12 protein-coding genes are annotated in these 12,737 nt (G+C 65.0%); 6 read left to right on the top strand and 6 right to left on the bottom strand.

Translation table 11 applies throughout. The features are described 5' to 3' along the window. Positions 1-156: 156 nt before the first annotated feature. A complete protein-coding gene (locus tag F759_RS0136350; protein WP_027804052.1) occupies positions 157-438 on the bottom strand; it encodes a hypothetical protein in 282 nt (93 codons plus the stop codon). A 101-nt stretch (positions 439-539) separates the two neighbouring features. Beyond that, positions 540-1,004: a hypothetical protein gene (locus F759_RS0136345; protein WP_027804051.1), complete on the bottom strand. Its 465-nt coding sequence runs from the start codon at positions 1,002-1,004 to the stop codon at positions 540-542. A gap of 314 nt (positions 1,005-1,318) precedes the next feature. Between F759_RS0136345 and F759_RS0136340 the strand changes: the two genes are divergently transcribed. The 5 genes from F759_RS0136340 (at position 1,319) to fumC (ending at position 7,912) form a co-directional block, all read left to right on the top strand. Further along, the gene (locus F759_RS0136340) at positions 1,319-1,537 is read left to right on the top strand and encodes an RNA-binding S4 domain-containing protein (RefSeq protein WP_027804050.1); all 219 of its coding nucleotides are present in this window, start codon (positions 1,319-1,321) and stop codon (positions 1,535-1,537) included. A gap of 311 nt (positions 1,538-1,848) precedes the next feature. Then, positions 1,849-3,258, top strand: coding sequence for an MATE family efflux transporter (locus F759_RS0136335; protein ID WP_027804049.1), 1,410 nt, complete (start codon positions 1,849-1,851; stop codon positions 3,256-3,258). A gap of 406 nt (positions 3,259-3,664) precedes the next feature. Continuing rightward, positions 3,665-4,624 carry a ketopantoate/pantoate/pantothenate transporter PanS gene (panS, locus tag F759_RS0136330; RefSeq protein ID WP_027804048.1) on the top strand — a complete coding sequence of 320 codons (960 nt, stop codon included), beginning with the start codon at positions 3,665-3,667 and terminating at the stop codon, positions 4,622-4,624. A 223-nt stretch (positions 4,625-4,847) separates the two neighbouring features. Next, the gene (locus F759_RS0136325) at positions 4,848-6,497 is read left to right on the top strand and encodes a phospholipase D family protein (RefSeq protein WP_027804047.1); all 1,650 of its coding nucleotides are present in this window, start codon (positions 4,848-4,850) and stop codon (positions 6,495-6,497) included. A 14-nt stretch (positions 6,498-6,511) separates the two neighbouring features. After that, positions 6,512-7,912 (top strand): class II fumarate hydratase, encoded by a 1,401-nt coding sequence (fumC, locus tag F759_RS0136320; protein ID WP_027804046.1) that lies wholly within the window; start codon positions 6,512-6,514, stop codon positions 7,910-7,912. A gap of 199 nt (positions 7,913-8,111) precedes the next feature. Here the strand turns inward: fumC and F759_RS0136315 are convergent, their stop codons facing one another. From F759_RS0136315 to F759_RS43580, 4 genes are all read right to left on the bottom strand, one after another. Continuing rightward, complete coding sequence (locus tag F759_RS0136315) at positions 8,112-8,618, bottom strand: acyl-CoA thioesterase (protein WP_027804045.1); 507 nt, start codon at positions 8,616-8,618, stop codon at positions 8,112-8,114. A 233-nt stretch (positions 8,619-8,851) separates the two neighbouring features. Next, positions 8,852-9,946 (bottom strand): GlxA family transcriptional regulator, encoded by a 1,095-nt coding sequence (locus tag F759_RS0136310; RefSeq protein ID WP_027804044.1) that lies wholly within the window; start codon positions 9,944-9,946, stop codon positions 8,852-8,854. Continuing rightward, positions 9,943-11,223 (bottom strand): MFS transporter, encoded by a 1,281-nt coding sequence (locus F759_RS0136305; RefSeq protein WP_027804043.1) that lies wholly within the window; start codon positions 11,221-11,223, stop codon positions 9,943-9,945. Before F759_RS0136305 ends, F759_RS0136310 begins: the two co-directional genes overlap by 4 nt. 260 nt (positions 11,224-11,483) lie before the next feature. Further along, the gene (locus tag F759_RS43580; RefSeq protein ID WP_167334059.1) at positions 11,484-11,621 is read right to left on the bottom strand and encodes a hypothetical protein; all 138 of its coding nucleotides are present in this window, start codon (positions 11,619-11,621) and stop codon (positions 11,484-11,486) included. 261 nt (positions 11,622-11,882) lie between these two features. On the opposite strand from F759_RS43580, the gene F759_RS0136295 reads away from it, so the two are divergent. Then, complete coding sequence (locus F759_RS0136295) at positions 11,883-12,596, top strand: ArsR/SmtB family transcription factor (RefSeq protein WP_027804042.1); 714 nt, start codon at positions 11,883-11,885, stop codon at positions 12,594-12,596. Positions 12,597-12,737: the final 141 nt, after the last annotated feature.

Here is a 12,737-nt window from a genome sequence, read left to right as displayed (position 1 = left end):
CGACTCTTTTATCAGCGCTGCGTCGCCGCGTTATGCGTACCGCCGCGCGCCGCACGCACGGCTGCGAACTGGCCCAAAAACCAACGGCCCGTTCGCTCCACGCAAACGGGCCGTTTTGTCGAGCAAGACTCGCCTGCTCATTCGGAAGCGGGAAGCCTACTGCTTCTTCGCATCCTTCAGATTGGCCTCGGCGCTGGCCTTATCCGCGTCGGCCTGGGCTTCGGTCTTTTCCTTGTCGGCCTTGGCTTGCGCCACAGCCGCCTTCTTGTCCGCCTTGGCCTGCTGCTTCGCCGCCTTTTTATCGGCGTGCGTGACCGGCGCGGCGGCCGGATCGCTAGCCTGCGCGAACGCAACCGACGACAGGCAGCCCGCGATCAGCAGCGCGCAAAACCGTCCGGCCGCGGATTTCGCGGTCTTCGTAGAGAGAATGTTATTCATGCGATACCTCCTTACCCAAGCTCATCAGGTCAACCACAGCGGGTCGAGCGACATCGGGCGTCGGACGCTGTGAGCGTGCGGCACCCCTGCTCGAATCGCGGTTAATGCTTCACCTCGCCGCCGTCAGTCTGTTCGCCGGCCTGGCTTTGCATGTTCATCTTCATTTCGTTGTTGGCGGCTTGCTTGTCCGCTTTCTTGTTGATCTTCGCGTCGCGCACCTGTTCCTTGTATTCGGACTTGGCAGCCTTCTGCTGTTCCTTCAACTCCGCCTTTGATGCCTTCTTCGACGCGCGGTACTCCGCATTAGCCTTCGCGTTGGCATCGCGCTTTTGCACCAGTGGATCGGTGGAGCCAGAAGCCGTCAGGCGGGTCGGCGCGGGCGTTACCGGCTGCACGCCCTGTGCCGCGGGCGCTGCCGGGGCGACGTCGGCGCCGGGTGTCTGGACTTGCACCTGGGTGTTCACGCCCGCGGCTGGCTGAACGGCCTGCGTAGTCTGCGCCACAGCTGCCGTGGCGGCGAATGCGGTGATAGCGGTACCGATCAGGAGCGTACGAATCTGGGTCATGGCAAATTCCTCTCTAAAGTTGTTGTGACGCGATCGAGCTATCTAGCGTCGCGCCGCGGCGCTTGCCGAAGGTCTATCGTGTCTGCTCAGAGCCGAACAAAATCCGGCAAGCTTTCCTGCTGAGACGCACTTTACGAGTCAAGTCATTTCGTGGCGACTGGTGTTACGCCACGTTTCACTTTCTGACGACCGCATAACATCTGCTTGCATTTGCTTGCGATGCCCTAGCACCGCATTGCAACGAGACAGCACGCCTTCTTGAGGGCAAGCTTGTGGCTTATCATGCGAACCCCTTGCCTGCAGGTGCAAAGCCCATGCCCAACCTCGTTTTCACGCTCACCGGCGACTACGTCGAATTACATAATCTGCTGAAGTTAACGGGACTCGCGGACAGTGGCGGCTCGGCAAAAATGATGGTGGCGGGCGGTGCTGTGACCGTGGACGGTCGCGTCGAAACACGTAAAACATGCAAGATCCGCGCGGGTCAGGTGGTGCTGCTCGGTGACACGCGAATCGCGGTTCACGAAGCGTGACGCGCGCCGCCCGCGTCGAACCACGAAAACCGGGAGCAGGAGCGGGCACCAAAAAGGTGCTTCTGCCATCGACATTGCCGCAGCCACGCAATAAGCTGTCAGTTTCGCCTGACAAACCTATTGGCTGACATCGCCGGTTGGCGCTGGTCCAGGACCAGCGCCAACGTCGCTGCGTTGCGCCGTCGCGAGGGCGGGGTGCCGTTGCGGCGGCATCGCCCGCGTCGCGGTGGCTTCGGTGGCTTCGGTGCCTCTGATCCCTCCGGTGCATCTTGCGCCGGCCGTGTCGTCATTCCGTCAACTTTGCGCGCTCCATGACTCAATCCGGCTTCACCCGGGTGGCCACCCGTCCGCCGACTTTCTCCCGCCACGCCGCCGACACCGCCCGGCTCGCCGCGCCACTCGCCATCGCGCAACTGTCGCAAATGGCGATGGCCGTCACCGACACGATCCTGCTCGGCTCGCTCGGCCCCGACGCGCTCGCGGCCGGCGGTTTGGGCGCCAATCTGTTCTTCGTCGTCGTGACGCTGCTGCAGGGCGTGCTGACGTCCGTCAGCGTGAGCGTCTCGCATGCGCGCGGCGCGCAGGACGAAAGCCGCGTGCCGCATATCTACTGGACCGGTTTCGTGCTCTCGGTGCTGCTGTCGGTGCCGGCGTTCGCGCTGCTGTCGTTCGCGACGCCGATCATGCTCGCGTTCGGCGAGCCGGCGCTACTCGCGCACAACGTCGGCGAATATGCGGCGGTGCTGCGCTGGGGCGCGCTGGGCAGTCTGATCGGCGTCGGTCTGATGCGCTCGTTTTTGCCGGCGATCGGCGCCGCGCGGCGGCTCCTGTGGGTGTCGCTCGTGAGCGTCGGCGTGAACGGCTTTCTGAACTACGGACTGATCCACGGCGCTTACGGCCTGCCGCGGCTCGGTTTCCTCGGCTCTGCCGCGGCGACTTCTATCACCGTCTGGCTGACCGCACTCGTGCTGATGGCGCTGTTGCACCTGCGGCCGCGCTATCGCCATTTCGTCGTCGCGACGCGCCCCAACGTCCCGCTGATGGGCGAGCTGTTCGGCATCGGCTGGCCCGTTGCAATCACATACGGCGTCGAGTCGACGCTCTTTCTGGCGACCGGCCTGATGGTCGGTCTGCTCGGCGAGTCGCAACTGGCCGCCCACCAGATCGCGCTGAACGTCGCGTCGGTGGCATTCATGGTGCCGCTCGCGATCGGCCAGGCGGCCAATGTGAGAGTCGGCTTCTGGTCAGGCGCCGGGCAGCCGCTCGCCGCGCGCCATGCGGGCTTCGTCGCGCTCGCGCTCGGCGTCGGCTTCATGACGCTGTCGGGGATCGTGCTGATCGCCGCGCCGCACTGGATCGTCGGCCTGTATCTGCATCTGGACGACCCTGCCAATGCCGCGACCGTGGCGCTTGCCAGTTCACTGCTTGGCGTGGCGGCAATTTTCCAGATCGTCGACGGCATGCAGACCGTCGGATCCGGTTGCCTGCGAGGTTTGAAAGACACGCGCATACCGATGATCGCCGCCGCGTTCGGCTACTGGGTGATCGGTTTTCCGACCGGCTATACGCTTGCGTTTCATTTCGGGCTCGGCGCTCGCGGTCTGTGGTGGGGACTCGCGGCCGGCCTCGCGAGCGTCGCATTGCTGATGACGCTGCGCTTTCACAAGCTGAGCTTGCGGCGCGTGCCGGCGGCGGAGGCGCCGCCTGCCGCATCGGTTTGAATGCGGCGGACGGACTCGTCGCTTGAAGCACGCACGCGCCTGCGTGGCAGCGCCGCTGTGCGAGAGGTCGGTGTTTGCCGTGTTGCCACGCTGCCGGGTCGCCGCGCTGCGGCACACCGGCACAACAACACGCCCTTCGAAACCGCTTGCGTCCGCAACGAGCCCACAGCAAGCTCTTCGCCGCAACGCTAAAATGTAGGGCTTTTTCGACGCGACGCGCGAACCTGCGCCCATCCGCCGAAGCTCCGCTTGCGCGCCTCACAAAGGACCGCGCCGCCGGCAGGTCCGCCATCCGCTGAGAACCTGCCCTTCTCTTGCGACGTAGCCGCAGCAACCCCGCGCCGCATACGCGGCGCCGACCCATGCTTCTCTTCTCGCCATAAAACATAACCAAGGACCTTGCCTCATGCTTGCCCGCATCACCCGTCTCTTTCCCCTTTGGGCCGTGCTCGTTTCGGTCGCCGCGTACTTCTCGCCGGCCTCGTTTTCCGGCGTCGCTCCGCACGTCACCACGCTCCTCACCATCATCATGCTGGCGATGGGCGTCACGCTGTCCGTCGCGGACTTTCAGCGCGTCTTCACACGGCCGGCGCCAGTGATCGCGGGCATCGTGCTGCATTACCTCGTGATGCCGCTCGCCGCCTGGGTGATCGCGAAGGCCTTGCGCATGCCGCCCGATCTGACCGCCGGCATGGTGCTGGTCGGCAGCGTGGCGAGCGGCACGGCGTCGAACGTGATGATCTATCTGGCGCGCGGCGACGTCGCGTTGTCGGTGACGATCAGCGCGTTGTCCACGCTCGTCGGCGTCTTCGCGACGCCGCTCCTCACGCGTCTCTACGTGGATGCGTCGATTGCCGTCGACGTCCACGGCATGCTGATGAGCATTCTGCAAATCGTCGCACTGCCGATCGTCGTCGGCCTCGTGGTCAATCATCTGTTCGGCAAGGCAGTTCGCAAAATCGAGCCGGCGCTGCCACTAGTTTCGATGGTCGCGATTGTGCTGATCATCGGCGCAGTGGTGGGCGGCACGCAAAAGAGCATTGCGTCGGTCGGCCTCGTAGTGATGCTGGGCGTGGTGCTGCATAACGGGATCGGTCTGCTCGGCGGTTATTGGGGTGGCCGTCTGCTCGGTTTCGACGAAGCCGTCTGCCGCACGCTCGCCATTGAAGTCGGCATGCAGAATTCGGGCCTCGCCGCAACGCTCGGCAAGCTGTATTTCACGCCGATCGCCGCGTTGCCCGGCGCGTTGTTTTCAGTCTGGCATAACCTGTCGGGCTCGCTTCTCGCGGGCTTCTGGGCAGGGCGTCCGGCGAAAGGCTCGACTCATGCCGACGGCGAACGCGTGCTGAACACCGAACACGTCTGACGGCTCGGAGCGACTTTCAACAACGATCGCGCTGTGGCTATGGCCGTGATGTTCGCCATCGCCACAGCAACGCCGCGCGCGGTAAAGCAGCCCACCGCCGCCGCCCGAATGCCGCGATGCGCATCCCGGCGGCGCGATTCCCCTTAGAATGGATTTCTCGGCGGCGCAGGGTGAAGCATCCACGCTGCCGCTACGAAAAGCCTGAACAACAAGGGGAAAAAGCGTGCAGTGGCATACAGAACAAAAGCAGACCGCGACGCACCGCAAGCGCGCAAGCGGCTTCGCGAGACATTTCTTCCTGCTGTGCTGCACGTCGGCAATTCTGACTGCGTGCGCAACCAAGCCTCCCGCCACCGCGTTCGACCGCACAGTCACTCGCGCGCTGCCCGCAACCGCGAACACGCCGCTTCGCGCGGCACTTGCACCGCTCGAAGCCGCTCATCCGGAGGAGTCGGGCTTTCGCGTGCTGTCGAGCGGCACCGACGCATTGCAGATGCGCATCGCGCTCGCCCGCGCGGCGACGAAAACGCTCGACATGCAGTATTACATCGCGAACGAGGACACCACCGGCAAGCTGCTGCTCGGGGCAGCGCTGTACGCGGCCGATCACGGCGTGCGCGTACGCATGCTGGTCGACGACCTGAACTTCAAGGACATCGACCGCATCATGGCGGGGCTGAATTCGCACGAGAACATCGAGATTCGTGTCTTCAATCCATTCGGCAGCGCGCATGAAGGCATGTTCGAGCGCACCACGAATCTCTTCACGCAGATTGGCCACTTCACGCGCCGCATGCATAACAAGGCGATGATCGCAGACAACCAGTTGGCGATTGTCGGCGGCCGCAATCTCGGCGACGAATACTTCAGCGCGAGCGAAGTGCTGCAGTTCCGCGACATCGACGTGCTCGCCGCCGGCCCGATCACCGCCGAAGTTTCCGCGAGCTTCGACGATTACTGGAACAGCAGCGTCGCCTACCCGCTGCGCGTGCTCAACAAGCAGAAATTCGCTCCGAAGGAACTCGACCAGACGCGCGACGATCTTCGACAGCATTGGCGTACGAACGCCGATCCGTACAACGCGAAGCCACTGAACGCGACGCCGCTCGCCGCGCAGATTTCCGGCAAACAACTCGGCCTCACCTGGGCGCACGCGGAGTTCAAAGTGGATCGGCCGGAGAAAATCGAAAGCCCGTCGCCGGACTACGTCAGCCCGCCGATGAAGCGCCTTGGTGACCTGATAAAAGATGCGCGCAAGGATTTTCTGGTCGTATCGCCCTACTTCGTTCCGCACGAAACAGGTGTCAAGGCGCTTGGCGCGCTCACGCACCGCGGCGTACGCGTAGCGATCCTGACAAATTCGCTTGCCGCCACAGACGCCGTGGCCGTGCAGGCCGGCTACAGTCCGTTTCGCGTGCCGCTCCTGCAACAAGGCGTCGAGTTGTACGAGTTCAAGCCGCGCCAGGAAACGCCCGTGGCGGGCTTCGCCGGCTCGCGTTCGCGCGCCAGTCTGCATGCGAAGACCTATGTGATCGACCGCCGGATCCTGGTGATCGGCTCGATGAACCTCGATCCGCGCTCGGCGCATCTGAATACCGAACTCGCGCTCGTGATCCACAGCCCGCAGCTCGCGGCGCAGGTCGCCGACATTTTCGATCGCGCTACGGCACCCGAGCAAAGCTATCGCGTGACGCTCGCGGACGACGCGCAACTCGCCTATCTTCGTTCGATCGGCGCGCCGCTGTCCCCGCTCGTGTGGATCGATGTGGAAGACGGCAAGCGCCGCACCTACATTTTCGACCCGCAGGCAGGGTTATACCGGAACGCGCTAACGGGGCTATTCTCACTATTGCCGGTCAACGCAGAACTTTAAAGCGGAGCTGAACCATGACTGAAGACGTACGAATGGAGCGCGACACGTTCGGTGAAATCGCCGTGCCGAATGCCCGTCTATGGGGCGCGCAAACGCAGCGCTCGCTGCAGAACTTCCGCATTTCCACGGAGAAGCAATCGCCCGAATTGATCACCGCGCTGGCCGTCATCAAGCGCGCCGCCGCGGAGGTAAACCTGGGTCTCGGCGTGCTGGACGAGACGAAGGCGCATGCGATCATGCAGGCAGCCGACGAAATCATCGACGGCAAGCATCCGGAAGAATTTCCGCTCGCGGTCTGGCAAACCGGCTCCGGCACGCAGACCAACATGAACCTGAACGAAGTCATCGCGAATCGCGCTAGCGAGCTGCTCGGCGGCGAGCGCGGCGAAGCGCGCAAAGTGCATCCGAACGACGACGTGAATCGCGGCCAGTCGTCGAACGACGTGTTTCCGACGGCCATGCACGTGGCCGCTGCATACGGCATCGTCAAGCATCTGCTGCCCGCGCTTAAGACGCTGCGCGACACGCTCGACGACAAGGCGAAGGCGTTCGTCGATATCGTCAAGATTGGCCGCACACACTTGCAGGACGCGACGCCGCTCACGCTCGGCCAGGAGTTTTCGGGCTATGTCGCGCAACTTGATCAGGGCATTCGCCATGTCGAATCGACGTTGCCGCATCTGTACGAATTGGCGCAAGGCGGCACGGCCGTCGGCACCGGTTTAAACGCGCATCCGCAATTCGCGGAGAAGGTCGCGGCCGCGATCGCTCAGCTCACCGGCGTGCCGTTCGTTTCGGCATCGAACAAATTCGAAGTGATGGCCGCGGCCGATGCGCTCGTGTTCGCCCACGGCGCGCTCAAGACGGTGGCCGCGAGCGTGAACAAGATTGCCAACGACATCCGCTGGCTCGCGAGCGGCCCGCGCTGCGGCCTCGGCGAGCTGTCGATCCCGGAGAACGAACCGGGCAGCTCGATCATGCCGGGCAAGGTCAATCCCACGCAGTCCGAAGCGTTGACGATGCTGTGCGCGCAGGTATTCGGCAACGACGTCGCGGTGAATATCGGCGGCGCGAGCGGCAACTTCGAGTTGAACGTATTCCGGCCGATGATCGCGCATAACGTGCTGCAATCGATCCGTCTGCTCACCGACGGCGCGCTCAGTTTCAACGAGAACTGCGCGGTCGGCATCGAGCCGAATCGCGAGCGGATCGACACGCTGCTCAACGAATCGCTGATGCTGGTGACGGCGCTCAATCCGCACATCGGTTACGACAAGGCCGCGCAGATCGCGAAGAAGGCGCACAAGGAAGGCACCACGCTGAAAGCGGCGGCGCTTGCGCTCGGCCATGTCACCGCACAGCAGTTCGACGAATGGGTGCGGCCGGGCGATATGGTCGGCCATTCGGCGCGTTGATCGGCGCGTGGTCGCTTCCGCGCTTTGCAGGGTTGGGCGACTCGCCGTGAGTCGCCCGGGTTGATTCGATATCGGCGGGTCGCTTAAATGGGCGCTTGTGGGCAGGGGGTCGCGGCTAGTGGCCAGGCTAGTGGTTCTCCGCCGGTGGCTCGCCGCCCGCTGCTTCCGAGCGCCTGGCCCAGCGCCCGCCAGGCGTCGTTCAAACCTTACCCTGCGCCACTTCTTCCGGCTTCAGTTCGACGATCGCGTCAAGCGCTTCCTTCACGTCCATCGCGTACTTCGCGAGGCGCTTCTGCTCGCCGGTCTCGGGCACAAACGACGGCACCTGCACCGGATGCCCGTTCTCATTCACCGCCACCATTACCACGAGGCAATCGGTGGTTTGCAGCAACTCGCCACCCTTCGGGTCGCCAGCCTGCACCGACACATGGATGTGCATGCTGGTGCGCCCCGTCGCCACCACGCGAGCGCGCAATTCGACGAGGTTGCCCACCAGAATCGGTCGACGGAAACGGATATTGCCGACGCTCACCGTCACGCAATAACGCCCCGACCACACCGCCGCGCATGCATACGCGGTTTCGTCGATCCACTTCATCAGCGCGCCGCCGTGCACCTTGCCGCCGAAGTTGACCGAGCTCGGTTCGGCGAGAAAACGGAAGGTAGTTTCGGAACGTTCCAGCGGCGCTGAGAGATGGGTGCTCATCTTGACTCCGGTCAATCGGATGCATTGAAAGGAGGCGATTATACGAGCGCAATATTGACGGCGTCGCCACTTATCGGGCATGGGGATGCGGAATTATTTCGTCCGACGCGCCGAGCCTCGCGACGCGCTGCCGCTCAGCGAGGTCAGTCGCCGCTTTGGCTGCTGCTTGGTTTATCCAGTACGGCGACGCCGCCCGGTTCGCTCGACCGCAGCGATGCGTTCACCGCTGCCGTTCAGCGAGACTCCTCGGCCGCTTGGACGGCCGCCACGGCATAGTCCGCGGACGAGCGCGCAGCCGCCGACATGAACCGTTCGCGATACTCGAGCGGCAGCACGCCGAAGCGCCGCACGAACGCGCGCCGCAAGTTCTGCTCGCTGCCGAAACCGCAATCGAGCGCGATGCGTTTGAGCGGCCGGCGCGATTCGGCCAGTGCCCGTGAGGCCGCTTCAAGACGCAACGCGGAGACGGTTTTCGCCGGAGTACGCCCGACCTCGTCGACGTAGCGGCGCGCGAAGGTCCGCGGCGTCATGCGGGCGCGCTCGGCGAGCCGCTCGACCGTCAGATCTTCGCGCAAATGGGCGGCCATCCAGCTATGCAAGGCCTCGAACGGCCCTTGCGCCGACGCCTGCGCCGCCAGTGCCGCGCTGAACTGCGACTGCCCGCCGGGCCGCTTCATGAAAACGACGAGGCGCCGCGCGGCCTGCATCGCGACGGCGTGGCCCAAGTCTTCTTCGATCAGTGCGAGTGCGAGATCGATGCCCGCCGTCACGCCCGCCGACGTCCAGACCGCGCGTTGCCCTTCACCTCCGGCTCCGTCAGGGTCTGCGTCGCGGATAAAGATCGGATCGGCATCGACACGAACATTCGGAAAGCGGCGCGCGAGATGCGGCGCCTCGCGCCAGTGCGTGGTCGCGCGGCGGCCGTCGAGCAGCTCGGCCGCCGCCAGATAGAACGCGCCCGTGCACACGGAGCACACCCGTCGGGCGCGCGGCGCGTTGCGCCTGATCCACGCGACGAGTTCCGGTTGCAGCGTGCAGTGCTGATCGACCGGAACGCCGGGGACGATAAGTGTGTCGATCGGCTCGGCGTCGAGCGAATCGAGTCGTTCTGTCACGACCGGCAGGCCCGGAAAGGTCTGCAGAACGCCGCCGTCGATCGAGGCGACGGTCATGCGGTAGGCGGCTGGTCGCGTGCGCGGCGGTGCGGGCGAACCGCCGTCGCCCGCGGCCATCGTCAGTTCGGCGCGCCAGAACGCTTCCAGCGGTCCGCATGCGTCGAGCAACACGAGATCCGGCGCGACAGCAAACACGATATGACGCACGCTCATCGCGCAACCCCTTCCGCCGCGCGGCGCTTGGACGACCGTGCATAGGCCAGCGTGGCGAGCGCTGCCGCACCAAGCAGCGGAAAGATCGCCGCGTTGATCGTCGCCCAGCCGAAGCGCGCGAGCAGTTGCCCGGCGAACAGCGAACCGAGCGCGGAGCACGCAAACGTCGTGAATTCGCTGGTGGCCTGCGTCTTGGCCCTTTCCGACGGCCGGTACGATTGCGCGAGCAGCGTCGAGCCTCCTACGAACATGAAGTTCCAGCCGACGCCGAGACACGCGAGCGCCGCGTAGAAATGCGGCAGATCCGTCGAACGCAACGCGAACACGCCGCACAATGCCGATAGCCCGATCCCCGCGCCGATCACCGGCAGCACGCCGAAACGTTTGATGAGCCGCGCCGAAAACAGCGACGGCGCAAACATGCCGACCAGATGCCACTGGATGATCGCCGCGCCTTCGCCGATGGTGTGCCCGCACGCGACCGCCGCGATCGGCGTGGCGGTCATCACAAACATCATCACGGCATAGCCGAGCGCGTTGTTGGCGAGCGCCGCCGCGAAGATCGGCTGTCGCACGATCTCGCCGAGCGGCCGCGCGGCGTCATGCGTGCCGGCCACCGCCGGCGCAGGTGCAATGTCGCGATAAAGCAGCATCAGCAGCACGATCGACGCGAGGCCGAGTCCGGTGACGAGCGCATACGAACCGGCGAAAGCCACCGGCTCCAGCCAGTCCTTGCTCCACGCGGCGAGCAGCGGGCCGCACACGGCCGCGACCACGCCGCCCGTGAGCACCGTCGAGATAGCGCGGCTCTTGCCTTCGACCCCGACGGCGTCGGCGGCGGCGAGCCGGTAGTACTGCGCGAACGCCTGAAACACGCCGACCGTCGCGGTGCCTGCGCAAAAGGCCCAGAAGTCGTGATGAAAGATCGCCCACACGGAAACGGCCCCGCCCAGCGCGCCGACGCCCGCGCCGAGCACGAAGCCCGCCCGGCGTCCGATGCGCGCCATCAGAAACGACGCGAAGATGGTCGTGAGCGCCGCCGCCACGGTGATCAGGGAGAAAGGCAGCGTGGCGAGCGCCTTATCGTCCGCGAGCGTGTAGCCGACGAGGCCCGTCAGTGTGAGATCGATCGACACCGACGATGTGTACAACGCCTGGCATATGGCCAGCACACGGGCAGCGCGACGGCCATGCGGGTCGGAGCCGCGCAGGTCTGCGGAATCGTCGGGAAAATCGGAAGCGGCAGTGGAAGAAGAAACGGTAACGGCAGGCGGCATGGATGGGTCCGGGGGCGAAAGTGGCCGATGGAGCTTGGTGCCTTGGTGGACTTGGTGGACTTGGTGGCCCTAGGTGGCCCTGGATGGCCCTGGATGGCCTCACTAGCCTGAGCGGCACTAGTGACTCCAGTGGCCTGGATAGGCCCAGGTGGCAAAAGCGTCATCGTCACATGACTGCGCGTGGCAGCAATGACAATGATGCATCACTTTCTGCCAGCCACGTCCGTTCCCCCAACCCAGGCGCTGACGCTGCGACGCCCCTACTTGTGGAAGGTGATGCCTTCGTCGATCGTGCCGTACATGGTGACGCTACCGGTGCCCGACGCCGAGCCGGAACCGCCCTGCGCGCAGGCGCTCAGCATCACAATCGACGCGACCACGGCCAAAACTGTTTTCATAACTGCGTTCCCGCAAAGACAGGCGTCGATTCTAGCCTGGCGCGGCAAGCGCCTGCACGGGCAAGGCTTAGCGTCCGGGCGTCCGGGCGTTCGGGCGCACAGGCAAAAGTGCGGCCGGCTCGCAACCGCATTCTCGTAGCTGCTGCAATCCACTGTTCACGCTAAGCTGAAACATCGAATGCACTGGCCGCGTACAGTGGCTGCATGACAACGTTGCGCCGCCCGCGCATCGAAAACCGTCCAGCACACCGGAGACGCCCAATGCCCGCCATCCTCGTAGACGAACACAATCATTTTCCCGGCCTGAGCCGGATCGGCGCGCTGCTCGCCGATCCCGGCCGCGCGGCCATGTTGTGGGCGCTGATGGACGGCAGCGCCCGGCCCGCCGGCGAACTGACGATGATTGCGGGACTGTCGCCGTCGGCGGCCAGCGCGCATCTCGCGCGTCTCACCGACGGCGGCCTGCTCGCCCTCGAAGTGCGCGGCCGGCATCGCTATTTCCGGATTGCGTCGGCCGACATTGCGGCGTCTATCGAAGCGCTCGCCAATGTCGCGCAAGTCAGCGCGCCACAGCGTCCGGTGCCGCGCCCGGTGCGCACCGTCCCGACCGAAATGCGCTACGCGCGCACCTGCTACGACCATATGGCCGGCGAGCTGTCGGTACGTGTGTTCGAGCGGCTCATCGGACGGGGACTGCTGGCCTTGAACGGGGCGTCGCTCGAAGCCACGTCCGAGGGCACCGCCCGCTTCGCCGACTGGGGCATCGACCTGTCGGCGCAGCGCAGTCGCCGGCGCCGCTTCGCATGCACCTGTCCCGACTGGAGCGAGCGCCGCCCGCATCTTGGCGGCGCGCTCGGCGCGGCATTGCTCGACTCCTGGGCGGCTCATGGCTGGGTGGAACGCACCGAACGGCCGCGGATTTTACGCATCACGCCGACCGGGCATACACATTTCGACGCGTTTCTCGCTGAGTAGCCGACGGGGGCCGGAAGGCTTGGGAGTGGTTCCTCTTGCCGTCCCCTGAAGCTCGCATGAAGCCCCTAAACCCGGCGCTCACCGGATCGAGACCTTTTGTTACCGGTGGTGAGCCGGGCTTACAAAAGTGGGGGCCTTGAA

Source organism: Paraburkholderia dilworthii (assembly GCF_000472525.1).
Classification (GTDB): domain Bacteria; phylum Pseudomonadota; class Gammaproteobacteria; order Burkholderiales; family Burkholderiaceae; genus Paraburkholderia; species Paraburkholderia dilworthii.
The sequence above is the reverse complement of the archived record's forward strand: the minus strand, read 5'-3'. Positions and strand labels throughout refer to the sequence as shown.

Coding starts and splice junctions, on each gene's coding strand:
- F759_RS0136350 (WP_027804052.1), bottom strand. CDS start 438: ATGAATAACATTCTCTCTACGAAGACCGCGAAATCCGCGGCCGGACGG.
- F759_RS0136345 (WP_027804051.1), bottom strand. CDS start 1,004: ATGACCCAGATTCGTACGCTCCTGATCGGTACCGCTATCACCGCATTC.
- F759_RS0136340 (WP_027804050.1), top strand. CDS start 1,319: ATGCCCAACCTCGTTTTCACGCTCACCGGCGACTACGTCGAATTACAT.
- F759_RS0136335 (WP_027804049.1), top strand. CDS start 1,849: ATGACTCAATCCGGCTTCACCCGGGTGGCCACCCGTCCGCCGACTTTC.
- panS (WP_027804048.1), top strand. CDS start 3,665: ATGCTTGCCCGCATCACCCGTCTCTTTCCCCTTTGGGCCGTGCTCGTT.
- fumC (WP_027804046.1), top strand. CDS start 6,512: ATGACTGAAGACGTACGAATGGAGCGCGACACGTTCGGTGAAATCGCC.
- F759_RS0136315 (WP_027804045.1), bottom strand. CDS start 8,618: ATGAGCACCCATCTCTCAGCGCCGCTGGAACGTTCCGAAACTACCTTC.
- F759_RS0136310 (WP_027804044.1), bottom strand. CDS start 9,946: ATGAGCGTGCGTCATATCGTGTTTGCTGTCGCGCCGGATCTCGTGTTG.
- F759_RS0136305 (WP_027804043.1), bottom strand. CDS start 11,223: ATGCCGCCTGCCGTTACCGTTTCTTCTTCCACTGCCGCTTCCGATTTT.
- F759_RS43580 (WP_167334059.1), bottom strand. CDS start 11,621: ATGAAAACAGTTTTGGCCGTGGTCGCGTCGATTGTGATGCTGAGCGCC.
- F759_RS0136295 (WP_027804042.1), top strand. CDS start 11,883: ATGCCCGCCATCCTCGTAGACGAACACAATCATTTTCCCGGCCTGAGC.